Genomic DNA, 25,852 nt, shown 5'->3' on the forward strand with positions numbered 1-25,852 from the left:
AACGATGGAGAGTGTTTATCAAATCAGAAACCTGATATTTCGTCGAAAGAGTGTCGAAAGTGAGTTTCTGCTGAACATTGACCAACTTGATGTTGGTCGGGGGGAACTGGTTGCATTTGTCGGGGCGAGTGGCTGCGGCAAAAGCACCCTGGTTGACATTCTGGCATTTTTGCTTGGGCATCACCATGCGGATCAATTCCGTTTCTCACCGGAAGGCAGGGGCACGGTTGCCGACCTTTCACCGGGGCTTAGTCAGAAATCCGATTTTCTGGCGCAGTTAAGGCGTGATTATATTGGTTATGTCCCGCAGATCGGCGGATTGATCCCATCTTTGACGGCTTTGCAGAATATTGAACTGCCAAGTCGACTGACGCGACGATATGACCGCAGTTATATCGCTGAAATCGTGTCTACCCTGAAAATCGGTGGGTGTTGCGGCAAAAAGCCAGGACAGCTTTCGGTTGGCGAACGCCAGCGTGTTGCCATTGCCCGTGCGGTTGCTCATAGGCCAGCCGTTATTATTGCGGATGAACCTACGGCCGCGCTTGATCCGCTTAATGCGGCGAATGTTATGCGTCTGTTTGTTGACCTCGTTCGGTCACAGGGAAAGACACTTGTTATGGTTTCCCATGATCGCGAGGGGATCCGGGATCTGGCTATGCGGGAAATAGAATTGCAGCCTCATGCCCGTTCGGGACAGGTGGTCAGTACAATCGGGCATTCGTACCGGGAGGAAAACCTTGTTTAGCTTTTCTTTTTACGGTTTGAGACAGATTTCCGGTGTGGCGGTTCGGGACTATATACACGAGGCGCGACTTTCATGCTGTGCGATCCTTGGTTTGGCTGCGGTGTTGGCGCCGGTGCTGGTGCTTTATGGACTTAAGTTCGGGATCGTTTCAACGATGGTTGAGAACCTGAACCGGGACCCGCTGATCCGCGAAATAAAAATTCTGGGGCAGGGAGAATATTCGGAAAAGGACTTGGAAACCTATTCTCGCCTTCCTGGTGCATCTTTTCTGATCGCGAATACGAGGTTTCTTTCAGCGACGATGGATCTTGTTTCGGCCCAAAAGGCCAACCAGTTTGCTGTTCGTGCTGAAATGGTTCCTTCTGCCCAGGGCGACCCGTTATTGCCTGAATTGTATAGCGACGGGCCGGTAGGAAATAATGTTTATATTTCTGCGCCACTGGCTGAGCAGCTTGGTGTTCAGCCCGGCGACCATGTGACAGGCAAGATTGTAAGGGTTGTAAACAAAACCCGGGAGGCCGTTCGTCTCGATCTTGTTGTTCAGGGCATATTGCCGCTGACAAGTACTCAGCGGAAGCTCCTGCTGGTGCCGCTGGATTTGTTGTTGGCTGCCGAGGATTATCGCGAGGGTTTTGCTGTTCCTGCCCGGAACTGGGAGGGTTTGGCAAGGGATGGATTTGTGCGTTCTTTCGCCAGTTTTCGCCTGTTTGCCGCAACGCTTGATGATGTCGAAGGTTTGCGGGCCGAAATGGAAGCGCGCGGGATCGAGACCAAAACCCAGCTTGATCGCATCGAAATGGTTCGTACCTTTGACCGTAACCTGACGGCATTGTTTTTGATCATCAGTTCTCTGGCGTTGATTGGCTATGCCCTGGCGATGATCGTAAGCGTTATTGCGTCTGTTGCAAGAAAACAAAAGGATATCAGTATCTTAAAGCTGTTGGGATTCTCTGATCTTGATGTGGCGATGTTGCCGATTTTGCAGTCTGTTTTGACGACAGCAGGCGGAAGTGTGTTGGCAATCCTGCTTTATATGCTGACCTCAGAAATTATTAATCGCAATTTCGCTGCGGGTTTGCGGTCTGGCGAGGTGTTGTGCCTGCTATTGCCACAACATTACCTGATTGCCGTTGTCGCGTCTGTTTGCCTTGGAGGGCTGGTTTCGGTCGTTGGCGGGTTTAGGGCTGCATCCGTAATGCCTGCAGAGGGAGTGCGCAATGATTAGCATCAAGGACGTGCTATTGGCGGATCGCATTGTGATTTTATGTGCAGTGCTGGGAAGTAGTCTCTGTATTTCACAGGCTGCAACAGCAACTGATACGCCGTGGTGTTTGTATGATGATCCTGCGGTGTATCGGATACACAAAAAAAGTGAAGGCGACGCTGCATCAATCTGTGGAGAGATTCCGGAAAATCAGGACTTGCCTGAACAGCTGGTTTTAGACATGCCCTGTGACCGTAAAATGGTGTTTAGACGGGTTACCGTGCCTGTTAACAGTGTGCTTGACCATGCTGAAATTTCACTTGGTAATCTGTTCCATGATACAGGTGCTGCCAGTACGGAAGAGTTGATTAGCCAGCAACGGAAAGGTTTTTTGGCAGGCGGCCTGTCAACCAGTCACGGCAAGCACCCGTCGGATCAGGAAGATGCTTATAGTCGTGTGGATGGCCGGTCATATTATATCGGCAAATATGAGGTGCTGGAACATCAGGTTGATTTGTGGCGCAATGGCCTTATGGCTGAGGATGCGCGAGCTGACTCCACCAGTTGTGATGCTTATGACAAAACCATAGCGAAGCTGAAGGTTAACAAGGTTTTGCCTGCGCAGGGCATTAGCTGGTTTGATGCTGTTGCTTTCTCGCGAGATTACACGAATTGGTTGCTTTTACGTGACAAAGAGAAGGTAGGGAAGGGATTAAAGCCCGAATTGCCGTGGGAATTGGGCTCGACATCCTATTTGCGCCTGCCGACCGAAGCGGAATGGGAATTTGCGGCGCGTGGTGCTGTTCTTGAAGAAGGGACCAATTCTGGCGTTTATGCAGTGCGTGATCCACGCACCAATAATGTGCGGTCTGGGGCGGCACGGGAGGTTGCCATTTATTCCGGTCAGGGAACGCAAATCTTGCAAAAACCCAAGGCTGCGGGATTGCGGGCGCCAAACCTTTTGGGCATCTACGACACTGTCGGCAATGTCGATGAAATTGTTTATGACCTTTTCCGTTTGATACGTCCCGACAGAATTCATGGACAAGCCGGGGGTTATATTGTCAAGGGTGGCAATTATCTAAGCCGCGAAGGGCAAATTCGTGTAGGGCAACGGCGCGAAGTTCCATTTTTTCAGGCTGGCGGTGAACTGAAGCCTAAAACAACCGGGTTTCGCCTTGTTCTTGCTGTTCCTGTATTTACCTATGGTGCAAATAATCGTGATCGCTGGGGCACTGGTGTATTGAATCAGCCGCTGACCGAAGCACTGATTTCAGCCAAAGCCGCGATCTCGAACAGTGTTGATGAAAACCGGCAAGCCGCCGACAACAGGCTTGCACAATTGCGCGAAGCTTTGGAAAAAGGGCAGGTCGAACAACAGGACCTTGCCAGCAGCCTTGCCGAGATCAAGGTGGCGCTGGAAAAAAGTAACGTCGAACTTAACGAAAAAGCCCGATTGGAACGTCGTGAACGTTTCAAGGCATCCGTATTGACCGCTTACAATGTCTTTTTGATGGGGCGTAACCTTTACTCATCCGTGCGTCAGCTAAATGAGTTTGTTGATAAATATAAAGTTGACGAGATGGATGCTGCACTTCGGGCCAAGGTTTCGGAAAAGCTGACTGAACAGTTTGGCAAGTATGAAGTCATGAATGGGGCTCTCGATAACGCATTCAACTTTTACGTTTCCAACATACGCAAGTTTGCTCAGGAACCAGAAGACGGGGTTGAAGACGCGGTCAGTAGTGTTCGCTCCGAATTGGAGCAAGCCCAGATTGCCGTATTTAAACAGTTTGTCGAATTGGCGGAGAACCATATTGCGAGCTTGCGCAAGTCGGGGGGATCTTTATCTCCGCCGGTCGTTGATGGGTGGCTTAACGATATTGATTCTGTAAGGGAAAAGCGTCTTGAGAGGCTCCATCATCTGGAGCAGTACCTATAGTAAACCAAGGGGGTTGGTTATGAATATTGTTTCGAAACGTATTCTCGTGCTGTTGGTGTCAACGTCGTTGCTTTCGGGCTGCGTCACACCTGGCACGATGGGGAAATACGATGATAAAGCCGATACCTGTTATGCCGAGCGTCAGCCACTGGTTTCGATTGAAAAAAAGTTCAATGAGTCGCTTGTGACCGGTGCTGTTGTCGGGGCGATTGTCGGGGGGATCGCGGGTGCCCTTTTGGGTGGTAAAAAAAACAGGGCTGGGGGAGCTTTGATTGGTGTTGGGGTAGGCGCGTTGACGGGGCTTGCTGCCGGGTATTTGCAGGGCAAACAGCAAAAGGGTCTGAGCCAGCGGCAAATTCTTCAGGAAATCAACAGCGATACCTCGACAGACAAGATGCGTTTGTCGCAGACTACCGGCGTTGTAAAGAGGCTAACGAATTGCCGGTTTGCCCAGCTTCAACGGGTGCGAAATGGCCTGGCGGCCAACTATCTGACCAAACAGCAGGCGACGAACGAACTTAAGAAAATTCGTGAGCAAATGGCAACTGACCAGAAGCTGATTCAGGGAATTCTTGATGATTCCGGAAAGCGATTGGATGCTTATGCTTCTGCCGAGGCGGAAACGCGCAGAGTTGAAAAATCGATGGTTGTCAATGCCAGTGCAGTTCCGGCCTGGATCCCGCCTGAAGAAAGGGTCCCAGGTGCAACAAGCACTGTAACGGATACACTTTATGCACTGGGTAACACCAATGTCCGGTCTGGTGCATCGACCGGCAACAGCGTCGTGGGCTCATTGAGTACCAATGAGAAAGTAGATGTTGTTGGTCCTGCGAAAGATGCTCCGGAATGGTATGAAATATCGTTTAAAGGCAAGAAGGCCTTTGTTCATGGATCTCGTCTGACCCGCAATAAGGTTAAGGGTACGAATGATCCGGTAACGGTTGCAGAACGGCCGTTAGAACAAGCACCTGGCCTTCAGGATCCGGTATTGGCGGGAACCACGGCGGGCATGAATTCGCACGAACAAGCCGCAGTTGCACAGGCAGAGGTCGAGGCAGTAAGCGAAACCCGATACAAACAGCTGGCTGCGGAAATTGACGATATCGGGTTGGTTGGCGGGCTTGATTTGCTGACTTTCGGGATTGATGCCCGACTGTTTGTTCAGGTCTGATGATTGCTCGAACTTTATAACAGCGGATAATTTTAATGGCCCGCCTGAATTTTCTGACCGTAACAGATACCTCCAACTGGACTCCAGTTATGGGGTCTGATGGTGCATTTTTGGCACAACACGCTTTTGTCCGGGGTGTTTTACTCGATATTGCGCCTGACCTCGCGGATCTTTTTGCCGAACCGGTCTATCGGCGTCAGCCATCGGGCAAGATAGAAAGTGTCACCTGGTATAGCCAGGCACAGGGGGCCATTAAAAAACTAAATCATCTTGATGCGGATTTTCGCGAAAATGTTCTTGCAGATTTGAGCGCACAAATCAGCAAATGCGTTGCTCTTCTTAATCATATGGATATTGGTCAGCCTCTGGCGGCAATGCTTCAGCTGGGTGCCAAAGATTCCGTTATGGTGGTTGGGCGTAAACCCGTGCTGATCAATTGGGCGCTACATGACCCCAACCTTGTTGATGCGGATCATTTTCATCACAGTGTCAACGCGCTGTGGCAGGACTTATTAGGGCAATCAGACTTCGTTATATATTCTGAGGTTGAGACCGACAATAGTGATGCTCAATTTGTGGAAGCAGGGGGAGCTTCTCTGGAGAAGGCTTCAGTACCTGTTGTAATCGACAATATTGTCCCTGATGAGACGATTGACGAGCAATCGTCGAACGATGCGTCAGGATCAGGTGAACCAAATGAATCCGATCTCGATCTAACGAACAACCATTCATTTGAGGAGCCGTCTGGTACAGGGGTTCTGAACCGGGGCGAAGCAACAATTGATTCTGCCGCACAGCAGCCGGATCGATCTTGGCAGGATCGTTTATTATTCTGGGGCGGTTGGATCATTTCAGCCATTTTGCTGATTCTTTTGCTCTTTCTGCTGTGGTGGTATTTCTGGGGGCAGTCCCAAGGTGAGCAGGCATCAAGTTCTTCCGTTCTGGATGAATTACGGGCAGAACGCAACAGGCTCCTGGAACTGCTTGAAGACCCGTGTGCGCCTGAAGCACAGGGCTATATTGAACAAAATGGGCCAGTTCATCCTGTTGGAGTGATGCCTGCGCCGAGTGGTGTCGTGTCTGGTTCGGCGGCCGACGCGGGTGGGGCGCAAAATGACGCGCCTAATGTAGCGTCTACTGAAGCTAATGTTGATACGAACACGAATGCCGAAGAACAGCAGGTGGTTACAGAAGAAGACCAAAGCGAAACCGAAAGCCAGGGTGCTTCGTCTAACCAGCCAAAAGATATGACGGAACTCGCCAGGGCTGCCGAGAAATCAGTTGTTTTAATTCTCAGTGCCTCGCGAAATGGTGGGGCGGCGATGGGGACTGGATTTTTTATCGGTCCGCAATTCATTGTTACCAATCGGCATGTTGTGGAACAAAGCCGTGATTCGTCGGCCTTTGTAACAAGTGAATGGCTAGGAGATGTGAAGAAGGCAAAAATTGTCGCCATGTCACCAGATGCCGAAATTGGTAATCCTGATTTTGCCTTGTTGAAACTGGATGCCCCTTCAGCCGGTGTACCATTAGCGGTTAGCAATAGGGTCGATAAATTAATGCGGGTTGTTGCGGCAGGATATCCTGCGTTTTTGACTCAGGGTGATCCGGCGTTGGAAAGGTTGATTGGTGGGGATCGGAATAGCGCTCCGGAGATGGTGTTCACCACTGGAGAAGTCAGTGTTGTCCAAAAACACCCGAACAAGCCAGATATCGTAATTCATTCGGCCGATATTTCTCAGGGCAATAGCGGTGGTCCCTTAATGAATACGTGTGGCGACGTTGTGGGTGTTAACACATTTGTTGGCCAGGATGCGCAATCAGGCAGGAGAGGGCTATTTTCAATTTCCGGCGCGGATTTGCAGGAATTTCTTCGAGAGAATGGGGCGAGCTTTCAGTCTGCTGTTAGTCAGTGTGCTGTGATGGCCGGGGAGTGATAAAATGGATTTGATCCTGAAAACCAAACTCTCTGAGTTTGCGCCCTTACGGGTGCATGGCCAGAACTTGCATCAGCTCTCACCGCAACTACTGGCTTTGCTAAAACGCAATAATGTCGATATGGCCGACATCGAACTGGCGACGCCAAAAATCAGCCATACACGCGGTGAAATTCAATGGTTTAGCCATTCCAGACTTGAATATAAGCCGTTTGCATCCCTGGATGAGGCCAAAAGGCAAGCGGTGAATATTCAGGTCGCGCAGTTCATTGAGGCGGTGTTGGCTCTTGCCGGGCGACTTGAAGCTGAAACTGGAAATACAGAACACAATGAAGTTCAACTGCTACGGGGCAGTGTTTCGGGTATTGGCGTCGATCATACCTATTTTGCAGAGACAGCAACGGGTGCGGATAAAGCGGTTTTATTGTGTTGTTGGGGGTGCTCGGAAAGCGTGGAACAGGAAAAGTTTCACGAGATGAGCGCTTCGGGGAAACCGTCCCTTGTTTTGACCGATGATACGGAGCTGAAAAAAGATGCCCGGCATGAAGCGCCAGTGCCGGACGCCGAACCCGACCTGTTGCAGCCAGATGTGACAGCGCCTGAGGTAATGTCTTCCAGAAATGAAAGAGCGCCGCAACCAGAACGCCGGACATGGAACTGGCGTCGTTTGGTGCCTTTTTTATTGATGCTTTTATTGTTGTTGTTATTGCTGCTGCTTATGCGGGGATGCGGCGCAATAGGTCTTCCGCCCATGTTGGGGGGTGGTTTCGGTTTGCCCTCGGTAGGGGCCCCATCCATTGGCATGCCTTTGACTGGAGGGGATGCAGCAGAAACAGAACAGTCTTTGCGCACCGAGATTGCCGCATTAAAAGCCCGCCTGGCGAATGATTTGCAAGCGTGTACGATTGAAGAACCCCAAGCTGGGCTTGTTTCACCTGTTGAAGACATTCCAGTAGCAGAACCTCAGACCGAACCCAGCGCAGAGGAACGGCTGACACGAGAGGGGTCATTTGTTGGGGCCGTTAATGTTTCATTGGTTTGGAACAACCGGCATGACCTTGATCTTGTCGTAGAAGATCCAAACGGCGAACTGATTTATTTTCAGAATAAACAATCGATAAGTGGTGGTTACCTGGATGTCGATATGAATGCTGGTCGGGCTCAAACCGCTACGCCGATTGAAAATATTAAGTGGAACGACCTGGATGCGGCGCCGCGCGGTGTCTATAAAGTTTATGTCGTGTATTTCAGCAGTTATGCAATTGACGCAGATATTGATCCAACTGACTTTACCGTCACCACGACAATTGATGGGGAAAGCACAGTTACCGAGGGCAGGGTGTCGAAAGACAGGCTGAAGAAAAGAATCTTTGTGACCTCGTTCGAGCTTGAATAGCTCTAACGAACGATGTTTCCTGGCATTTGCAACGCTGGCTTAGATAAAAGCTCTCGGTGCTGTGCGATGAGCAACCCGAGAGCTTTATCTTACTGTACACCGCTATCGTCTTTTGTGCAGTCGCAAGGCATCGCCCGTGTGGTGCCCTGAACATCTAACGAAAAGTGAAATAACTAGCCTTCCTGCCAGACACGGCCGGTGGGGAAGGTGTGATCGACAATGCTTTGTGGTTTCATGGTAATCGAGAAACCAGGGCTGATGGGCGCGATATAGCGACCATTGCGGATGACACACGGGTCTTCAAAATGTTCGTGCAGATGATCGACATATTCCAACACCCGGTCTGTGAGCGAGGCGGAAACGCAAATATAGTCGATCATCGACAGATGCTGGACATATTCGCACAGGCCGACACCCCCCGCATGGGGGCAGACGGGCTTGTTGAATTTTTTGGCCATCAGCAAAATCGCCATGATTTCATTGACCCCGCCTACCCGGCAGCTATCGATTTGCACCACGTCAATCGCATCGGCCTGCAGGAACTGCTTAAAGATGATGCGGTTCTGGCAATGCTCGCCGGTGGCAACCCGGATGGGGGAAATACCCTCGCGGATTTGTTTGTGGCCCAGAATATCATCGGGGCTGGTGGGTTCCTCGATGAACCAGGGGTCAAATTCGGCCAGTTGCTGCATCCAGAAAATGGCCTGCGAAACTTCCCAGTTCTGGTTGGCATCGACCATCAATTTGCGGTCCGGGCCAATTACGTCTCGGGCAATGGCAAGGCGGCGGCGGTCATCTTCCACATCCAGCCCGACCTTGAGCTTGATGTAATCCCAGCCGGCATCAATGGCCTCCTCGCACAGGCGGCGCAGTTTTTCATCGCTGTAGCCCAGCCAGCCTGCCGATGTGGTATAGGCCGGGTAGCCCTGGCTGCGCATTTCATCAATACGCGCCTGTTTGCCCGGTTCGGCGGCCCGCAGAATGTCCAGGGCCTCGTCACGGGTCAGGGCATTGGTCAGATAGCGGAAATCAACACAATCAACAAATTGTTCCGGTGTCATCTCGGCGACAAGCTGCCACACAGGCTTGCCCGCCGCCTTGCCCCACATATCCCAAATGGCATTAACGACCGCCCCGGTTGCCAGGTGCATCACACCCTTGTCCGGGCCCAGCCAGCGAAGTTGGCTGTCGCCGGTTAAATCGCGCCAGGTTTGGCCCATATTGGCGGTCAAACTCTCAAGGGTTTTGCCGACCAGCAGGTGCGACATGGCCTTGATGGCGGCAACACAAATATCGTTGCCCCGTCCGATGGTAAAGGTCAGGCCGTGGCCGGAAAGGTCTGCATTGTCCGTGTCGATAATGACATAGGCGGCAGAATAATCCGGGTCCTTGTTCATCGCATCCGACCCGTCAAGCTGGCGCGATGTTGGAAAACGGATGTCAATGGCCCGAAGCCCTGTGATAACCGGAGACATTCTGGCCCCTCCCTGTGTTTGTTTTATAAATGGAATAATGTTTTAAATATGATGTATATTGAGACTTGGCAAGGGGCGTTTTTTGCGAAAAGCTGCGGCAGTTGACGAACAAGGGTAACAGATGACCGACGAAACCAAACGCACATACAAGGCCCCGGCCCTGGAAAAGGGGCTGGAGATTTTGGAAATTCTGGCTGCCGAACGTCGCCCGATGAGCATGGGCGCCATTGCCACGGCCCTTGGTCGCTCCAAAAGCGAGATTTTTCGCATGCTTTCGGTGCTGGAGCAAAAGGGTTATCTGGAGCGCCGGGACGGGTCGGAGCTATTTCATATTACCAACCATCTGTTTGAATTGGGTATGCAGGTTTCGCCGGTTTCCACCCTGTTGGAGGCCGCCTTGCCGCAAATGCGCCGGTTGGCAGCACGGGTGGGGCAGTCGTGCCATTTGGCGGTGCCATCGCGTGATCAGATGGTGGTGATCGCCCGGGTGGAAAGCCCGGAGGATATTGGCTTTTCGGTGCGGGTGGGCTATCGGCGCAGTTTGGCCGATTCCGGGTCTGGCAAGGTGTTGCTGGCCTGGATGTCGCCGGAACGTCGCACCCCGTTGATGGAGTATTTTTCTGAACGCCTTGGCGCATCATTCAATGCCGAGGTGTGGGAATATGAATTGCGTGCCATTCGGGCGCGCGGCTATGCCGAAGTGCAAAGTACAGCGACGGTGGGTATCATTGATGTGGGTGCCCCAATATTGCAGGGTGAAAGTGGCGAGATCCTGGCCAGCCTGACGGTGCCTTATCTGGGTGGCCCCAGCACCCCTTATAAGGTGGCCGATACCGTGCCCTTTGTGGTGGAAACCGCGCAGGAAATTACCCGCCTGACCGGATCGCACGGCGTTTTATAAACCTGGCCCTTGCCGGTTTTTCACGATGTTTGGCCGATTTTTGCGTGGGTCGCCCGCGCCAGACATCATTTGTTACAAAATACAATTGAAATGATGGTTTAAATATGAAACGATCCTGCCGCTGCGAAATGCGCCCATTGGGAGGATGAAGTTTATGGCCCGTCAGAAGCGCCAAATTGGTAATACCGGTTTAAATGTCAGTGTTCTTGGGTTCGGTGGTGCGCCGCTGGGCAATATGTATCGTCCGCTCGATACGGCACAGGCCCACGACACCCTGCAAACCGCCTGGGATGCCGGGTTTCGTTATTTTGATACCGCGCCGCGTTATGGCTATGGCCTGAGCGAACGGCGTATGGGCGATTTTTTGCGCGAGCAGAGCGAGCCTTATGTGCTGTCCACCAAGGTGGGCCGTTTGTTGCACCGGATCGAGGGGGATATTCCCCAGGACCGGCCCTTTGTCGATGCGCTGCCCTTTGTTGAAGTTTACGATTACAGCTATGACGCGGTGATGCGTTCCATCGAGGATAGCTGGCAGCGTTTGGGCCTGCGGCGTATTGATATTGCCTATATCCATGACATTGGCAGCCTGACACATGGCGTTGATGCTCATCCGCGCCTGATGCGCGATGCGATGGAAGGCGGGGCAAAGGCGCTGGACGAGCTTAAAAAGGCCGGGCTGATCGGGGCCTATGGCCTGGGGGTCAATGAATGGGAAGTTTGCCTGGAAGCCCTGAAATCCACCGATATGGATGTGTTCCTGCTGGCCGGGCGCTATACATTGCTCGAACAGGAAGCCCAGGAAAGCTTTTTGCCGGAATGTTTGCGCCGCAATGCCTCTGTGGTTGTCGGCGGGGCGTTTAATTCCGGCATTCTGGTAACAGGCCCCAAACCGGGCGCAAAATATGATTACGAGGATGCCCCCCAGCATATTCTCGAACGCGCGCAAAAGATCGAGCGGATTTGCACCGATCATGGCGTGCCATTGCCTGCAGCCGCCCTTCAGTTCCCGTTAACGCATCCCGCTGTCGCATCGGTTATTCCCGGTGCCAGTTCGGCCCGCCATGTGACCCAGGCGGTGGAATGGGCGGAACTGAAAATACCGGCTGCCCTGTGGCATGATTTGCGCGAACAGGGCCTTTTGCGCGCCGATGTGCCGGTCCCGGGCGAAGATTTGCTGGCAGGTGGGGATACGGTTGGGGATGCGTCCTGATGGCCCGCGACGTAACGCTGATAGATGCCCATCAGCATTTCTGGAAAATTGATCGCGGCGATTATGGCTGGATCACGCCGGATATTTCGGTGTTGTACCGGGATTTCCTGCCCGATGATCTGGCCCCGATATTAAGCGACCAGGGCATTGCCCGCACGGTGCTGGTGCAGGCCGCCCCCAGTGTTGCCGAAACCGAATTTATGCTGTCGCTGGCAACCGAGCATGACTTTATCGCCGGTGTGGTTGGCTGGGTGGATTTCGAGGACCCGGCAACCGCGATTGACGATATTGCCCGTTTTGCCCGGCATGACAAATTTGTCGGCGTGCGGCCCATGATCCAGGACATCGAAGATGCCGACTGGATGCTGCATGCCGAATTTTCGCCGATTTTCGAGGCATTGATTGCCCGCAATCTGGCGTTTGATGCGCTGGTATTGCCCCGTCATCTGGCGAATTTGCATATTCTCGCCCGGCGCTATCCGGCCTTGCGTATCGTGATTGACCATGCCGCCAAGCCCAAAATCCGCAATGGTATTCATGGCCCGGATGGCTATGTTGAATGGGCGCGAATGATGGGCGAATTCACCCCGCTTAAAAATGTCTATTGCAAGGTGTCGGGGCTTCTGACCGAGGCCGCATCGGGCGCGGGCCTGCATGATTTAAAACCCTATCTGGACCATTTGCCGCGTGTTTTTGGCGCAGACCGCCTGATGTGGGGTAGTGACTGGCCGGTTTTGAAAATGGCATCGGATTATCCCGACTGGGTGAAAATGACGCAGCAATGGCTGGGCACTTTTGCCCCGGCGGATGTCGAGAAAATTGCCGTAAAAACCGCAACGCATTTTTATCAACTCGCGAACGACCCGGATTAACAGGCTCCCTCCCGGTGGTGCGCCACACCCTTCGCCACCGGGGTTTTGGGCGGTTGATCCACACTCAACCGCCCCTTTTTCCTTTTGGCAATTTCATAACCGTCACACAAACGAGGCCACAATGAAACGTGTTGGTATGGTCATTCATGTAAAGCCGGAAAAACTGGCCGAATACAAAAAGCTGCATGCCGAACCCTGGCCGGGTGTGCTGGAAACTTTACGCAAACATCACGTGCATAATTACGTGATTTATCAGCATGCCGACCTGTTATTTGGCCATCTGGAATATGACGGCGATGATTTTGCGGCCGATATGGCCGAAATCGCCAAGGACCCGGTGACACAGGAATGGTGGAAACTGACCGACCCGTGCCAGTCTCCCCTTGCAACGCGCAAGGACGGCGAATGGTGGGCGGAAATGGAAGAAGTTTTTTACATGGCATGATGCCCGCCGGTTTGATTGCTTTGACCGAAACCGGGTGCGCCACAGATGCAATTGATGCAGGAGAATGAAATGGCAGGAAGACTGGCAGGCAAAAAGGCCGTTGTAACCGCCGCAGGGCAGGGCATTGGCCGGGCGACGGCGGAAATGTTTCTCGCCGAAGGGGCAACGGTGATTGCTACCGACATTAATGAAGAGGCACTGTCAAGCCTGTCGGGCATGGAAACCCACAAGCTGGACGTGACCGACGGGGCCGCGATTGCCGATTTTGGCAAAAAGGTCGGTGCGGTGGATGTGCTGTTTAACTGTGCCGGTTTTGTTCATCATGGCAGCATTCTTGATTGTGATGAAGATGCCTATGATTTCAGCTTTAACCTGAATGTGCGCTCGCAATATCGCATGATGCGCGCCTTGCTGCCGGCCATGCTGGAAAATGGCGGCGGGTCTATCGTTAATATGTCGTCGGTGGCATCCTCGGTGAAAGGGGTTCCGGTGCGCTTTATTTACGGGGCAACCAAGGCCGCCGTCATTGGCATGACCAAATCGGTTGCGGCGGACTTTGTCGGTCAAAACATTCGCTGTAATGCAATTTGCCCTGGCACGGTTGAAAGCCCGTCGCTTCAGCAGCGCATGGCTTCCCAGGGCGGGGATTTTGATGAAGTCCGCAAGGCCTTTGTCGCCCGCCAGCCGATTGGCCGTATTGGCCAGCCCGGCGAAATTGCCGCCCTTGCCACCTATCTGGCGTCAGATGAAGCAAGCTACACCACGGGCGCCATTCACATCATTGACGGCGGCTGGGTAAACTGATCCATTCAGGATCTGTCCGGTTAGGGGCCTGGCCCCGATTTGCAAAAAACCAAAGGGATAAAGTCCAATGAAACTGTTACGTTATGGTCCGGTCGGTTCGGAAAAGCCCGGTCTTTTGGATGCCAATGGCACCATTCGCGATCTTTCCGGCGTGATTGCCGATCTTGATCCTTCGACCATCTCGCAGGAAACGTTCGATAAAATTGCCGCCCTTGATGCCGCCAGCCTGCCGGAAGTGTCGGGTGATGTGCGCATTGGTGCATGTGTGGGCCGCCCGGGCAAATTTATTTGCATCGGCCTGAATTATTCCGACCATGCGGCGGAAACCGGCATGCAGGTGCCGCCGGAGCCGGTAATTTTCTTTAAGGCCACCTCGGCCGTTTGCGGCCCGAATGACAATGTTGAAATCCCGCGCGGCTCGGAAAAATCCGACTGGGAAGTTGAACTTGGCGTCATCATCGGCAAAGAAGCCAAATATGTTGATGAAGCCAATGCGATGGATCATGTGGCCGGTTATTGCGTGGTCAATGACCTGTCCGAACGCGCCTTTCAGATCGAACGTTCCGGCCAGTGGGTAAAGGGCAAAAGTGCCGATACCTTCGGCCCGATTGGCCCCTACCTCGTCACCCGTGACGAAGTCAAAGACCCGCAGAACCTGCCAATGTGGCTGACGGTCAATGGTCATAAATACCAGGATGGCAGCACGCAAACGATGGTTTACGGTGTGCAGTTCCTCATTCATTACCTGTCGCAATTCATGAGCCTGCAACCGGGCGACATCATCTCGACCGGCACCCCTCCGGGCGTTGGCATGGGCCAGAACCCGCAGGTTTACCTCAAGGCTGGTGATGTGATGGAACTCGGCATTGAAGGCCTGGGCAGCCAGAAACAGAAAACCGTTCAGGCTTAATCGCCCACACGCTGCTTAAAACCGTATTTTAGAAGGCCGCCATCTGTTTAACCACGGATGGCGGCTTTTTTATTCCGGCGGCAGATCAAAACTGTTGGGCAGCGACACCCAGATCACGGTTTGCGCCTCGGGCGAATGGCGCGAAAGATGGCCTTTGCCATGTGTGTCTTCCACCAGCACAAAACTGCCCGCCGCGACATGGCGCACCTCGCCATCACTTGTTTCGTAATCCACAGCCCCATCCAGCCGAACCGTTAAAACCGGCTCCGGCACCGTATGCCACGAGACCTCGCGCATGCCTGCGGGAATATGCGTGATGCGAACCCGCGACGCCGGATAACTCGCCGTCACATCAAACGGCACAGCTTCAGGATGCACCGTGCGCTTTGTCGTCGGCAATTCGACTTCATCAAAATGGGATTCCCCGTCCGGGGTGGCGTAGATTCGGAGGCATTTCATTTTAGCAGATTTCACCATAAATTTAGATTCGTATAAGAAAGTAAAATTAAAAAATCATTTTTGAAATATTTGTCAATGCATAATTTTTACTCTTGGACTGGATTGCGCAATGACAAGTGTGAGGCGTGTGAGTTAATCTTATCCTTTGAATTTTGATGCGGTGAATTTTTGTCTTAATGAAACGGTGTTTGTGAGAGTGTAAGTTTGAGTAGTAGTATTTTTAAATATAAAAAATTTGAAGATAAATCGTTATCCATATTTAAAGAACTAAAAATTTGGTTTGCTGGGGTTGATTCATTTAATGATCCCTTCGATTTTGATTCAAAGTTGTTGAAGGCTTCGCTTGAACAAGTAAAAAATATTTGTGAAAATTATAGTTCTGAAATAAGTTTATTGGATTTTTCGCAAATAGGAGTTTTTTCAACATCTAGAACTAGGAAAAATCAACTAATGTGGTCGCATTATGCCGACGAGCATCGTGGGTTTTGCATTGGTTTTGATCGTTTGAAGTTGGAGGGCCACTTAAAAGACGTTACATCAGTTGACGTTAGGTATCAGTCAACTTATCCAATCTCAGAAATCTCTAAAAAGCTTGAGGCAGGTGCTGCGGAAAATATTGATTTGGAATTTTTGAAATATAAATATTCTTATTGGAGATATGAGAGAGAGTGGAGGCTGATTGGAAGAAATTTAGGGGGGAAAGGAGTTGAAATTGATGGAAAAATGATTAGATCGGTTGCGTTCGGTTTGAGAATGAAAGAAGAAGATAAGAGTCGTTTGAGAGAGATATTAAGTAGCAGTGAGTTTTCTCATGTTCAGATTTATCAATCTGAGTGCAATGATGATAAGTTCGGTCTTAAATTTACTCGGTTGAATTAATTTTTATAGCTTTGTTGATGGCTATCCCCACCCAACGCCTGATACAGCGTGACCAGATTTAAAATCTGGTTGAGCTGGTTTTGCAGGAGGGATTCTTCGGCGGTGCGGCGGGTTTCCTGGGCATCCAACCACCGTTGCATGGGCACGGCACCGGCACGGAAGCGGGTTTCGTAGATGCGTTCGGCGTTACGCGCATCATCAAGGGCGGCACGCAGGTTTTGGGCCTGTGCGATATAGTGGTCGCGCGCCGACAGGGCGGTTTCAACATCGCTAAAGGCCTGATAAAGGGTTTGGCGATAATTGATCACATCCTGTTTATACTGGGCTTCGGAAATGCGGATATTCAGCTGTTTTTCGTTCCAGTTGAGGAAGGGCAGGGCGATGCTGGCCCCCAAAGTGCCAATCGGGTTTTCCAGAAGATTGCGCAACTGATCGCTGCTGGTGCCCAGCTCGCCCGTCAGGTTCAGGGTTGGCAGCAGGCTGGTTTTGACGGAATTGATATTGGCGACATCGGCGCGCAGGCGCAATTCGGCGGCCTTTACATCCGGGCGGCGGGCCAGAAGGTCGGCGGGCAGGCCGGATTTAACCACCGGCAGGGTGCCATCGGGCAGGGTTTTGCGGGCGATGGCGATTTGTTGTGGCGGCTGGTTAAACAGGATCGACAGCGCGTTTTTATTGGCTTTCAGGCTTTGTTCGATTTGGGTGGCATTGGCAAGCTGGCTTTCCAGGCTGCGGCGCGATTCATAAAGTTCCAGTGAGCTTGACGCGCCGGACTGGTATTGCACATTGACCAGCTCCAGCGTTTTGCGGGCATATTCAATGCTGGCCCGGGCAATGGCAAGGCGTTGCTGGTCATACACACTTTGCCAATATAAATTGGCCGTGGTGGCGGTTAGCGTCAGGGCGGTGCTGGCGCGGTCCTTTTCGGTCGCCAGGGCTTCCCATTTTTTGGCGTCATAAGTGCTGCCAAGTTTTCCCCACAAATCAACCTCGTAACTGACGCGGCTGGTGGTGCCATAGCTGCGCGTGATGCGCCCGGTATCAAGGTTGCGCGCGGAGGAGGCATTGGCTCCGGCCGACAGGTCGGGGAACAGGTCGGTTTTTGCAATACCTGCCTGAAGCTGTGCCTGGCGCACCTTGATGGTGGCGGCTGCAAGGTCGTTATTTTGTGCCAGCGCGTCGGCCACCAGGCGGTCCAGCGCCGGGTCGTTGAAATTGTGCCACCAGTTGGACGGGGCCAGGGCAAGGTCGTTATGGGCTGTTTTGTCGCCGGTGCCTGTTGTGATGCTGTTGCCGCCATCACTGTACCAGCCTGCAGGCAGGGTGACATCGGGCGCGCTGTAGGTGGTTTTTTCCAGACTGGAGCAGCCCGCCAGTAAAAGCAGACCCAGGATGGTGCCGGTTTGGAGGGTTGATTTCAGCATTTTTGATCCTTCAGTCCCGGTTCAAGGCATCGACAGGGTTAAGGCGGGCGGCATTACGCGCGGGCAGGAAGCCAAACAGAACCCCGATCATCGACGAGCAGGCAAAGGCCGCAATAATCGAGGCGGTGGAATAGATCATCTGGAAGGGCGTGCCGAGCATGCCAAACAAAACCCCGATCAAAAGGGCAAACCCGATGCCAAGCCCCCCGCCAATCAGGCAGACCAAAACCGCCTCGATCAGGAACTGGCGTAAAATATCGCCCTGCCGTGCGCCAACAGCCATGCGCACGCCAATTTCGCCGGTACGTTCGGTCACGGAAACCAGCATGATATTCATAACGCCAATGCCCCCGACAATCAGTGAAATCACCGCAATCGAGGATACCAGCAGGGTGAGGATGGCGGTGGTGGTTTCAATGGTTTTGCGGATGGTGTCGGTATTGATGGTGAAAAAATCCCGCTTACCGTGGCGGCGTTGCAGAAATTCGGTAATTTTCTGATCGGCCAGTTTGGTGTCCACCGCATCGGCAACGCGCACGGTGATGTTGGTTAAATAATTCTGCCCGGTCATGCGCGTCATGACCGTGCTGTAAGGCAGCCAGACATTGAGGCTGTTGTCACGGTCAAACGCACTTTCATATGGTTTGGTCACACCAATGATCCGCACGGGGACGGAGCCGAGCAAAATAACCTTGCCGACCGGGTCTGTGTCCTTGGGGAACAGCCGGTTGCGGGTGTTATGATCAATAATGGCATCCTGGTTGCGGCTATCAACTGCGTGCTGGTTAAACCAGATACCAGATGCCATTTCATAACCCCGCACACGGCCATATTCCACCCCTACGCCCGAGACGGAGGCCTTGGCCTCGATATTGCGGTAGCGCAGGGTGACATTGGTGGAAACCGTTGGCGTGACACTATCGACATAATATTGCGTGCCAAGGGCTTTGGCATCCGCCGCATTCAGGGTGCGAATGGTATCAACGTCAGGGTCGCCAAAATCCTTGCCGCGAAAAATATCGATGGTGTTTGTCCCGATCGAGCTGATATCGGCCAGCACCTTTTCGCGCGAGCCTGTCCCCAGCGCTACGACGGAAACCACCGAGGCAATGCCGATGATAATGCCCAGCATGGTCAAAAAGGTGCGCAGGCGATGCGCCATCATGGCGACCAGTGCCATTTTGAAGGCTTCGCCAAAGCGGCCAAATTCGGCCAGCAGGCGGTTGCCCTTGGGTTTTTCGGTAATCGGGGCCGGGGGCGTGGTTTCGCTGCTGCCGGTCGCGGTCTGGCGTTCATCGCGGATGATTTCGCCATCCAGAATTTCGATCACCCGTTCGGCATGGGCGGCAACATTGGCATCGTGGGTGACAAGGATAACGGTGTGCCCGTCGGCATGAAGATCACGCAGCAGGGCGAGGGTTTGCTCGCCGCTTTTGCTATCGAGTGCGCCGGTGGGTTCGTCGGCCAGAATAACGTCACCGCCATTCATCAACGCCCGCGCGATACTGACACGCTGTTGCTGCCCGCCGGAAAGCTGGCTGGGGCGATGATGGGTGCGATCCCCCAGTCCGACCTTTTCAAGCAGGCTTTTGGCCCGGTCATGGCGCTGGCTGGCGGAATAACCGGCATAAATGGCCGGGACTTCAACATTGCCAAGGGCTGTCAGATCAGACAGCAAATGGTAGCGTTGAAAGATAAAGCCGAAATATTCACGGCGGAGCGCGGCCAGTTCGTCGGCCTCAAGGGTGCCGGTGATACGGCCATTCACCCGATAGGTGCCGCGCGTGGGCTGGTCCAGACAGCCAAGGATATTCATCAGCGTGGACTTGCCCGAGCCGGATGCCCCGATAATGGCCACCATTTCACCGCGCTCGATGGTGAGGTTAACTCCCTTGAGAACCGCGATTTTCTGGTCGCCTGCCGGGTATTCACGCCACAGGTCGGTAATTTCGATCAGCGGGGTTTGCATGTCAGAACATCATCCCTTCGGACGGACTGGCATGGGCGCTGGTGCTGCTGGCCTCCCCGATGATGACGGTATCGCCTTCTTTTAAGCCTTTTGTGATCTGGGCTTTGACATTGGTATTCAGGCCGACGGTCACGGGTTGTTTGGTGATCGTACCCTTGGCATCGGGAATTTGCACATAGGTTGTGCCGTCCGCATCCTTCATCAGCGCGGATGACGGAATAATCAGCGCGTCCTTGACCGATTTAAGGATGATGGTGACTTCGGTGGTCATGGCAATGCGCAGGATGCCGTCCGGGTTGGAAATATCAAACAGGGCATTGTAATAAACGGCCTTGTTATCAACGAGGCCATTGTCATTATCCTTGATTTCGTCGGGTGCCGGTTCAATGGCGCGTAAGGTGGCGTGATAGCGGGAATCAGGGTCGCCCAGAATGGTGAAATAAACTTCCTGCCCCGGTTTGATGCGGATAACATCGGCCTCTGAAATTTCCGCCTTGACCGTCATGGTGGAAAGCTGTGCCAGTTTCAGGATGGTTGGTGTCGATTGCACGGCATTGACGGTTTGCCCGACCTTGACGGGCAGGGACACCACGGTGCCGTCCATCGGGGCGCGGATACTGGTGTAGTTCAGGTCGATCTGGGCAGTATCAACCGCGATGCGGGCCTGATCGATCTGGGCATTGAGCGCGTTGATTTCCGCCTTGGTCACGGCCAGGGTGGCTTCGGCACTTTCAAGGTCTTCCTGGGGGCTGGCATCAAGGCGGCGCATTTCCTTTTGCCGTTGATAGGCCTTTTGCGCCTGGCGCAGGGTGGCCTGCTTGGAGGCAAGCTGGGCCTCGATATTGGCAAGTCTGGCCTTGGCATCGCTTAGCGCGTTTTGCTGGGTGGAAGGGTCAATCTCTGCAATCATGTCCCCTTCCTTGATGACATCGCCAAGGGAAACATAAAGCTTTTTGATTTGCCCGGAAACCTGTGCGCCGACGGATACAAGTTGGGACGCCTCCAGCGCGCCCGTGGCGAGAACCGTGCTTTCAAGATCGCCGCGTGTGACTTTGGCGGTGACAAAGTTTGGCGCGGTTTCGGGCGGAAAGAAATAATTGCGGCCCAACCATCCGCCTGCGGCAAGCAATATCAGGACTATGATGATGGTTTTGGGGTGGGCAAACAGTTTTTTCATGAAAATCCGTGGGGCTTCATTTGGCATAAAGAAAGCATAAATAGAGGCGCATAAACAGGGGCAGGAACAAAGGTGACGGTGCAGCTTCCTAGATAACATTCCTTTGCGTCATTGGGGGGCATATGATGAAAAAAAATATGCAAGTGGGCAGTGTATGCTGCCCAAACGGCAACCATATGGTGCCTGGTTTGTTATTGCGCACCTGCCTGTGCCGGTTTTGTTGTTAAAAATTCATGGCAGACGTGTTGGTGGCAAACGAGGTGGCTACAAGAGTTTTCTTGCGAAGGGGCGAGGAAAATATTATCAACACCGCTTGCGGCATAACGGGGCCATGCCGTCATTTTCATGACAGATTGCACGTCAGATAACAGGGCGTGTCAGGTAACAGATCATTCATGAAATTGTCAGGTTTCATGTCGTATCATTATGACGTTTCTGTGTGTTAAATTATTTGACGTTTCAACAAGATAAGGGACATTGACGCATCAGCGCCAAAAGGGCCTGCCCGCACAGGCCCCATTGAGCAAGCGATGTGTTGATCGGCACGACGGTTCACAAGTATGACAATTGAGAAAAACGCGCTGCCGGAACAACCGGATTTGGCCCCCACCACGGCGGATGCGAACGCACCCCATGACTGGCAAAATACTGCTCCGGAATTATCGGTGGTTGTGCCGGTGAAGAACGAAGCCGAAAATATCGAACCACTTGTAACCGAAATTGTTGCCGCCCTGCGCGGCCAGGTGCCGTTTGAAATTATTTATGTTGATGATGGCAGTACGGATGAAACCACAACCATCATTCGCGATGTGCGCCAGCGCGTTGAAGAACTGCATTTGATTTGCCACGAAAAAAGCTGTGGTCAGTCGATTGCAGTTTTAACCGGGGTGAAACATGCACGTGGCAAGTTGATAGTGACGCTTGATGGCGACGGGCAGAATGACCCGGCCGACATTCCGCAATTGCTGGAACGTTACAAGGCCGAGGGGCAGGATGCGCAGGTTTTGATCGCGGGTTGGCGGGCCAACCGGCATGATACGGCGATGAAGCGCATACAGTCCCGCATTGCCAACAAGGTGCGTGGCGGGCTTTTGAAGGATCAAACGCCTGATACCGGTTGTGGCATCAAGTTGTTTCGCCGGGTGGATTTTTTGGCCTTTCCGCGATTTAACCATATGCACCGCTTTTTGCCGGCTTTGATGTTGCGCGATGGCGGCCGGGTTTTTTCAGTGGCGGTAAATCACCGTCCACGGTTGCGGGGACAGTCAAATTACAGCATGATGAACCGGCTTTGGGTTGGTATTGTTGATATTATGGGTGTGATGTGGCTTCAGGCCCGTGCAAAAACGCCCGTTGTGAAATCAAAAGAATAGGAGGGCGGCGATGCACGATTGGCTTGCACGGTTGTTCTCTAATCTCGATGCCTGGTTTGTGCTGGGTATTGTAGGACAGGTGATGTTTTCCGGCCGTTTTCTGGTTCAGTGGCTGGTCAGTGAAAAACATGCCAAAAGCATTGTCCCCGTCGCGTTCTGGTATCTCAGCATTGCGGGCGGGATTTGTCTTATGGTGTATGGCCTGCAACGGGCCGAACCGATTATCATTCTGGGTCAGTCCTTTGGCCTGATTGTGTATGCGCGGAACCTGTATTTCATTCATCGTGAAAAGCGCGATGCCAAAACAGAAACCATTCCGTCGGTGGTGGCGGAATAAGTCGGCTTTTAATCATACGGAAAACAGATGAGCATTCATAACCGCACCGGCGCAAGCACGGCATCGTTTGGCGTGATCCTGGGTTTATGGGCACTGGTTGCGGTTGTGGGGGTATTGGCCCGCCCGTTATTGCCGGTTGATGAAACGCGCTATCTTTCGGTGGCGTGGGATATGTGGCTGCATCACAACTGGCTGGTGCCGCACCTGAATGGTGAACCCTATGCCCACAAGCCGCCGATGCTGTTTTGGCTGATTAATGCCAGTTGGGCGATTTTTGGGGTTAATGATTTTACCGCACGTTTGATTGCGCCGTTATTTGCCGGATTAAACCTGGTGATGCTGGCATTGCTGGCACGTCGCATTTGGCCGGATAAACCGGCCATCGCGCAGCTTGCCCCGCTGTTTCTGATTGGTGGCACTTATTATGCCGGTTATGGCACGCTGACCTATTTTGATATGTTGCAGTGCTTTTTTGCGTTGCTGGGCTGGTATGGCGTTTTTGTTGCCAATGAGGGCGACCAGCACAATGCCCGCAAAGGCTGGATCATTACCGGCATTGCCATTGGTTTGGGGGTGCTGTCCAAGGGGCCGGTGATTTTGCTTTATGTGTTGCCCGCAGCGGTGTTTGCTCCGCTGTGGCGGCGTGACTGGGCGGGATTGATGGGCGGCGCCCGCCGTCCGGTTGCTAACGGTTCTGCCAAGGTCGGGTCGGCGCAAAATAAAGGCCTTGGTCGCTGGTATGCGGGTATGGGGCTTGCGGTTTTGCTTGGTGCTGTTATTGCGTTGTGTTGGGCCATTCCTGCGGCGATTTTTGGCGGTGAAGCCTATCGCAATGCCATTTTCTGGGGCCAGACGGCGGGGCGCATGGTGGACAGTTTCGCCCATGTCGAACCGTTTTATTATTATCTGGTTGCCTTGCCCGCGATGTTGTTGCCGTGGGTTTTTTGGGGTGGTTTATGGCGGTCGCTGTTCGGGTTTGGCTGGCGCCGGGATATGGATGCGGGCTTGCGGTTTTGCCTTGTGGTGGCGGTGTTCCTGCTGGTGGCCTTTAGCCTGATTTCGGGCAAGCGGGTGCATTATATTTTGCCGGTATTGCCGCTTCTCTCGCTGATTTTTGCCCGGATCATAAGTGATTTGCCCACCCGCAGAATTGATCAAATCCCGGTGGCGGTGTTTTTGATTATTCTGGGTCTGGCCGGGCTGGTCGCGCCGTTTTTACCATCGTTTTTTGCCAAAATTCCGGCCTGGGTGGGCTTGCTCGATGGCTGGTGGGGCGCGTTTTTACTGTTGGCAGGTGGGGCGCTTTTGGTCATTGAAACCCGTCGCTCGGTGGCGGTTGGCATCTTGGCCGGGGTGAATTTGCTGTTGGTATCAATGGTCTTCATGATCGCCGCCCCGCGCCTGCATACCGATTACAACATGCAGCCAATGGCGCAATATCTCAAAACTCAGCAGGATGCCGGGCGTAATGTGGCCTATTGGGGCAAATATCACGCGCAGTTCCAGTTTCTGGGCCGTTTGGAACAACCTATTCCCATGTTGCTGACACTGGATGAAGTGCAGCAGTGGGTTGATGCACATCCGAATGGCGAGGTGATTGCCCGGCGCGACAACCCGATTCCTGGTCCCGATCAGCCGCTGGCGCGGTTTGACTATAAAAACGATCATTTGGTGATTTGGGATGCCAAAGCGGTCAAGGCTGACCCGGAAGGCGTGCTGGCGCGTTAACGTGATACGACCTTAACCGTCGGCTGCTGCGGGCCTGTATTCCAGTGAAACAGCACAAGATGCCACAGGCCCGGGGCCTTGCGCGACGGGTCAATCAGGCCTTGCGCGCCTAGCGCCGCCAGCTTGTCACGCACCCGCCAGGAAGGCGGCGTTTTGCCCTGTGCAACAAGGTCCTGCCAGGGGGTGGTGGCATCCTGCAGGGTGATACCTGCCATTTCACATGCTTTTTCATCGCGCAGATCAAAAATGCGCCGCGCATCGACGGACACTGTGATCATTTCAAGGTTCGTTGGGCGCTCTGTGCGATGTGCAATCATGGCGGCCGTGACACCCTCGGGCGAGGAGCTGAGGTAAAGCGTTGGCTGATCCGCCTGCGAATACCGGCCCGCATTGCGCGACCCTGCAAGGCTGTTGGCACGATAGTGCGGGTCAATTGCGCGATAAAACAGGCCCTGAACGGGATGAAAAATTTCGTTATCATTGAATAACATTGGGGAATTCCGGGCAGGATGATTGCCGGTCAGGCTTGGATGATAAGCTATGATTGCGCTTGAAAATCCGTTTTGCAAATTGTTTGTAATTTCGCTGTTGGTGTTGGCTGGTGCACTGGCATTGGTCGGATTTTGGATTATCTCACGGGCATCGCGGTGCGTTGAGGACGGGTTGGGTGACTGGCCTGGTCTGACGGGCGTGCCCAATTATGATAACCGATCAAAAACACGGAGGCCCCATGAGCCAGAATCTTTCCATTAAAACTGCCGACGGGACGTTTAATGCCTATGTCGCCATGCCGGAAAAGCTGCCCGCCCCGGTTGTGGTGGTGATTCAGGAAATATTTGGTGTGAATGCCGTGATGCGCGGTGTGGCCGATGATTATGCCCGTCAGGGCTATATTGCCGTATGCCCGGATCTGTTCTGGCGGCTGGAGCCGGGAATTGAGCTGACCGATAAAACAGATGAAGAATGGCAAAAGGCCTTTGGCTATTTGCAGAAATTTAACCCCGATAAAGGGGCCGAGGATATTCAGGCAACCTTGGATGCCGCGCGCGCCCTGCCCGATGCCAGTGGCAAGGCCGCCGTTGTCGGCTATTGCATGGGCGGGATGATGACCTATCTGGCGGCAACCCGCACCAATGCGGATGCCTTTGCCTCCTTCTATGGTGCGGGCATTGATAATTATCTGGGGGAAGCCGATAAAATCAGCAAGCCAGTGATCATGCACCTGGCCGGGCAGGATGAATTCATCCCGACCGAGGCACAGGATAAAATCAAGGCTGCCTTGAAAGACAAAGCCGAAGTAACGATTTATCAGTATCCGGACAGCAACCATGCCTTTTGCCGCGTGGGGGGTAACCATTACGATGAACAGGCCGCCGCCACGGCCAATGCCCGCACGGCAGAGTTTTTGAAACAGAACCTCGCCTGAGCCGGTTTGTCCGCTCGCCGCACAAGGTGGTGAGAGGGTGAGAATCCACAAATTAAAATCCCCCG

At 53.1% G+C, this 25,852-nt stretch carries 23 protein-coding genes; 17 read left to right on the forward strand and 6 right to left on the reverse strand.

Annotated features, from left to right (window positions below):
- The first annotated feature begins 4 nt into the window (after nt 1-4).
- From LF95_RS18945 to LF95_RS18970, 6 genes are read left to right on the forward strand one after another with little or no spacing between them, the layout of a single operon-like run.
- Nucleotides 5-748: an ABC transporter ATP-binding protein gene (locus tag LF95_RS18945; protein WP_073956766.1), complete on the forward strand. Its 744-nt coding sequence runs from the start codon at nt 5-7 to the stop codon at nt 746-748.
- Nucleotides 741-1,973, forward strand: a complete 1,233-nt coding sequence (locus tag LF95_RS18950) for an ABC transporter permease (RefSeq protein WP_168173730.1) — start codon at nt 741-743, stop codon at nt 1,971-1,973. Before LF95_RS18945 ends, LF95_RS18950 begins: the two co-directional genes overlap by 8 nt.
- Nucleotides 1,966-3,894 carry an SUMF1/EgtB/PvdO family nonheme iron enzyme gene (locus tag LF95_RS18955; protein ID WP_073956767.1) on the forward strand — a complete coding sequence of 643 codons (1,929 nt, stop codon included), beginning with the start codon at nt 1,966-1,968 and terminating at the stop codon, nt 3,892-3,894. Before LF95_RS18950 ends, LF95_RS18955 begins: the two co-directional genes overlap by 8 nt.
- A 19-nt stretch (nt 3,895-3,913) precedes the next feature.
- Entirely contained in the window at nt 3,914-5,065 is a 1,152-nt protein-coding gene (locus tag LF95_RS18960; RefSeq protein WP_073956768.1) for an SH3 domain-containing protein, read from the forward strand.
- A 35-nt stretch (nt 5,066-5,100) separates the two neighbouring features.
- Nucleotides 5,101-7,002 carry a S1 family peptidase gene (locus LF95_RS18965; RefSeq protein WP_073956769.1) on the forward strand — a complete coding sequence of 634 codons (1,902 nt, stop codon included), beginning with the start codon at nt 5,101-5,103 and terminating at the stop codon, nt 7,000-7,002.
- 4 nt (nt 7,003-7,006) lie between these two features.
- Nucleotides 7,007-8,398 (forward strand): hypothetical protein, encoded by a 1,392-nt coding sequence (locus LF95_RS18970; protein WP_073956770.1) that lies wholly within the window; start codon nt 7,007-7,009, stop codon nt 8,396-8,398.
- 173 nt (nt 8,399-8,571) lie between these two features.
- On the opposite strand, the gene LF95_RS18975 is transcribed toward LF95_RS18970, so the two are convergent.
- Nucleotides 8,572-9,873, reverse strand: coding sequence for an L-fuconate dehydratase (locus LF95_RS18975; protein ID WP_073956771.1), 1,302 nt, complete (start codon nt 9,871-9,873; stop codon nt 8,572-8,574).
- 121 nt (nt 9,874-9,994) lie between these two features.
- Here LF95_RS18975 and LF95_RS18980 point away from each other — a divergent pair, with 121 nt between their 5' ends.
- The 6 genes from LF95_RS18980 (at nt 9,995) to LF95_RS19005 (ending at nt 15,015) form a co-directional block, all read left to right on the forward strand.
- Nucleotides 9,995-10,774: an IclR family transcriptional regulator gene (locus LF95_RS18980; protein ID WP_073956772.1), complete on the forward strand. Its 780-nt coding sequence runs from the start codon at nt 9,995-9,997 to the stop codon at nt 10,772-10,774.
- 154 nt (nt 10,775-10,928) lie between these two features.
- Nucleotides 10,929-11,984 (forward strand): aldo/keto reductase, encoded by a 1,056-nt coding sequence (locus LF95_RS18985; protein WP_073956773.1) that lies wholly within the window; start codon nt 10,929-10,931, stop codon nt 11,982-11,984.
- Nucleotides 11,984-12,856, forward strand: coding sequence for an amidohydrolase family protein (locus tag LF95_RS18990; protein ID WP_073956774.1), 873 nt, complete (start codon nt 11,984-11,986; stop codon nt 12,854-12,856). The genes LF95_RS18985 and LF95_RS18990 overlap by 1 nt, the downstream gene beginning before the upstream one ends.
- A gap of 121 nt (nt 12,857-12,977) precedes the next feature.
- Complete coding sequence (locus tag LF95_RS18995; RefSeq protein WP_073956775.1) at nt 12,978-13,301, forward strand: L-rhamnose mutarotase; 324 nt, start codon at nt 12,978-12,980, stop codon at nt 13,299-13,301.
- Nucleotides 13,302-13,370: 69 nt separating this feature from the next.
- Nucleotides 13,371-14,105, forward strand: a complete 735-nt coding sequence (locus LF95_RS19000; protein ID WP_073956946.1) for an SDR family oxidoreductase — start codon at nt 13,371-13,373, stop codon at nt 14,103-14,105.
- Nucleotides 14,106-14,172: 67 nt separating this feature from the next.
- A complete protein-coding gene (locus tag LF95_RS19005; RefSeq protein ID WP_073956776.1) occupies nt 14,173-15,015 on the forward strand; it encodes a fumarylacetoacetate hydrolase family protein in 843 nt (280 codons plus the stop codon).
- A 69-nt stretch (nt 15,016-15,084) separates the two neighbouring features.
- Here LF95_RS19005 and LF95_RS19010 read toward each other — a convergent pair whose 3' ends face one another.
- Entirely contained in the window at nt 15,085-15,474 is a 390-nt protein-coding gene (locus LF95_RS19010; RefSeq protein ID WP_073956947.1) for a cupin domain-containing protein, read from the reverse strand.
- Between the two features lie 204 nt (nt 15,475-15,678).
- On the opposite strand from LF95_RS19010, the gene LF95_RS22860 reads away from it, so the two are divergent.
- Complete coding sequence (locus LF95_RS22860) at nt 15,679-16,353, forward strand: DUF2971 domain-containing protein (RefSeq protein ID WP_143182108.1); 675 nt, start codon at nt 15,679-15,681, stop codon at nt 16,351-16,353.
- On the opposite strand, the gene LF95_RS19020 is transcribed toward LF95_RS22860, so the two are convergent.
- The 3 genes from LF95_RS19020 to macA are packed head-to-tail and all read right to left on the reverse strand — an operon-like array spanning nt 16,350 to nt 20,923.
- Entirely contained in the window at nt 16,350-17,777 is a 1,428-nt protein-coding gene (locus LF95_RS19020; RefSeq protein WP_073956778.1) for an efflux transporter outer membrane subunit, read from the reverse strand. The genes LF95_RS22860 and LF95_RS19020 overlap by 4 nt on opposite strands.
- 10 nt (nt 17,778-17,787) lie before the next feature.
- Nucleotides 17,788-19,746: a MacB family efflux pump subunit gene (locus tag LF95_RS19025; RefSeq protein ID WP_073956779.1), complete on the reverse strand. Its 1,959-nt coding sequence runs from the start codon at nt 19,744-19,746 to the stop codon at nt 17,788-17,790.
- A gap of 1 nt (nt 19,747) precedes the next feature.
- Nucleotides 19,748-20,923: a macrolide transporter subunit MacA gene (gene macA / locus LF95_RS19030; RefSeq protein ID WP_073956780.1), complete on the reverse strand. Its 1,176-nt coding sequence runs from the start codon at nt 20,921-20,923 to the stop codon at nt 19,748-19,750.
- A gap of 560 nt (nt 20,924-21,483) precedes the next feature.
- Here macA and LF95_RS19040 point away from each other — a divergent pair.
- From LF95_RS19040 to LF95_RS19050, 3 genes are read left to right on the forward strand one after another with little or no spacing between them, the layout of a single operon-like run.
- On the forward strand, nt 21,484-22,296 hold the full coding sequence (locus tag LF95_RS19040) for a glycosyltransferase family 2 protein (protein ID WP_083607821.1): 813 nt from the start codon (nt 21,484-21,486) through the stop codon (nt 22,294-22,296).
- A gap of 10 nt (nt 22,297-22,306) precedes the next feature.
- Nucleotides 22,307-22,633 (forward strand): lipid-A-disaccharide synthase N-terminal domain-containing protein, encoded by a 327-nt coding sequence (locus LF95_RS19045; protein WP_073956782.1) that lies wholly within the window; start codon nt 22,307-22,309, stop codon nt 22,631-22,633.
- A 27-nt stretch (nt 22,634-22,660) separates the two neighbouring features.
- A complete protein-coding gene (locus LF95_RS19050) occupies nt 22,661-24,361 on the forward strand; it encodes an ArnT family glycosyltransferase (protein WP_073956783.1) in 1,701 nt (566 codons plus the stop codon).
- Here LF95_RS19050 and LF95_RS19055 read toward each other — a convergent pair.
- Nucleotides 24,358-24,852: an RES family NAD+ phosphorylase gene (locus tag LF95_RS19055; RefSeq protein ID WP_073956784.1), complete on the reverse strand. Its 495-nt coding sequence runs from the start codon at nt 24,850-24,852 to the stop codon at nt 24,358-24,360. The two genes, LF95_RS19050 and LF95_RS19055, sit on opposite strands and share 4 nt — an antisense overlap.
- A gap of 239 nt (nt 24,853-25,091) precedes the next feature.
- Between LF95_RS19055 and LF95_RS19065 the strand changes: the two genes are divergently transcribed.
- Nucleotides 25,092-25,787 (forward strand): dienelactone hydrolase family protein, encoded by a 696-nt coding sequence (locus LF95_RS19065; protein ID WP_073956786.1) that lies wholly within the window; start codon nt 25,092-25,094, stop codon nt 25,785-25,787.
- The last annotated feature ends 65 nt before the right edge of the window (nt 25,788-25,852 follow it).

It is taken from the genome of Thalassospira sp. TSL5-1 (assembly GCF_001907695.1).
In the GTDB taxonomy this organism is placed as follows: domain Bacteria; phylum Pseudomonadota; class Alphaproteobacteria; order Rhodospirillales; family Thalassospiraceae; genus Thalassospira.

What these genes read in the sequence shown, in the direction of transcription:
- LF95_RS18945 (WP_073956766.1), top strand. Translation starts at nt 5, where the DNA reads ATGGAGAGTGTTTATCAAATCAGAAACCTGATATTTCGTCGAAAGAGT.
- LF95_RS18955 (WP_073956767.1), top strand. Translation starts at nt 1,966, where the DNA reads ATGATTAGCATCAAGGACGTGCTATTGGCGGATCGCATTGTGATTTTA.
- LF95_RS18960 (WP_073956768.1), top strand. Translation starts at nt 3,914, where the DNA reads ATGAATATTGTTTCGAAACGTATTCTCGTGCTGTTGGTGTCAACGTCG.
- LF95_RS18965 (WP_073956769.1), top strand. Translation starts at nt 5,101, where the DNA reads ATGGCCCGCCTGAATTTTCTGACCGTAACAGATACCTCCAACTGGACT.
- LF95_RS18970 (WP_073956770.1), top strand. Translation starts at nt 7,007, where the DNA reads ATGGATTTGATCCTGAAAACCAAACTCTCTGAGTTTGCGCCCTTACGG.
- LF95_RS18975 (WP_073956771.1), bottom strand. Translation starts at nt 9,873, where the DNA reads ATGTCTCCGGTTATCACAGGGCTTCGGGCCATTGACATCCGTTTTCCA.
- LF95_RS18980 (WP_073956772.1), top strand. Translation starts at nt 9,995, where the DNA reads ATGACCGACGAAACCAAACGCACATACAAGGCCCCGGCCCTGGAAAAG.
- LF95_RS18985 (WP_073956773.1), top strand. Translation starts at nt 10,929, where the DNA reads ATGGCCCGTCAGAAGCGCCAAATTGGTAATACCGGTTTAAATGTCAGT.
- LF95_RS18990 (WP_073956774.1), top strand. Translation starts at nt 11,984, where the DNA reads ATGGCCCGCGACGTAACGCTGATAGATGCCCATCAGCATTTCTGGAAA.
- LF95_RS18995 (WP_073956775.1), top strand. Translation starts at nt 12,978, where the DNA reads ATGAAACGTGTTGGTATGGTCATTCATGTAAAGCCGGAAAAACTGGCC.
- LF95_RS19000 (WP_073956946.1), top strand. Translation starts at nt 13,371, where the DNA reads ATGGCAGGAAGACTGGCAGGCAAAAAGGCCGTTGTAACCGCCGCAGGG.
- LF95_RS19005 (WP_073956776.1), top strand. Translation starts at nt 14,173, where the DNA reads ATGAAACTGTTACGTTATGGTCCGGTCGGTTCGGAAAAGCCCGGTCTT.
- LF95_RS19010 (WP_073956947.1), bottom strand. Translation starts at nt 15,474, where the DNA reads ATGAAATGCCTCCGAATCTACGCCACCCCGGACGGGGAATCCCATTTT.
- LF95_RS19020 (WP_073956778.1), bottom strand. Translation starts at nt 17,777, where the DNA reads ATGCTGAAATCAACCCTCCAAACCGGCACCATCCTGGGTCTGCTTTTA.
- LF95_RS19025 (WP_073956779.1), bottom strand. Translation starts at nt 19,746, where the DNA reads ATGCAAACCCCGCTGATCGAAATTACCGACCTGTGGCGTGAATACCCG.
- macA (WP_073956780.1), bottom strand. Translation starts at nt 20,923, where the DNA reads ATGAAAAAACTGTTTGCCCACCCCAAAACCATCATCATAGTCCTGATA.
- LF95_RS19040 (WP_083607821.1), top strand. Translation starts at nt 21,484, where the DNA reads ATGACAATTGAGAAAAACGCGCTGCCGGAACAACCGGATTTGGCCCCC.
- LF95_RS19045 (WP_073956782.1), top strand. Translation starts at nt 22,307, where the DNA reads ATGCACGATTGGCTTGCACGGTTGTTCTCTAATCTCGATGCCTGGTTT.
- LF95_RS19050 (WP_073956783.1), top strand. Translation starts at nt 22,661, where the DNA reads ATGAGCATTCATAACCGCACCGGCGCAAGCACGGCATCGTTTGGCGTG.
- LF95_RS19055 (WP_073956784.1), bottom strand. Translation starts at nt 24,852, where the DNA reads ATGTTATTCAATGATAACGAAATTTTTCATCCCGTTCAGGGCCTGTTT.
- LF95_RS19065 (WP_073956786.1), top strand. Translation starts at nt 25,092, where the DNA reads ATGAGCCAGAATCTTTCCATTAAAACTGCCGACGGGACGTTTAATGCC.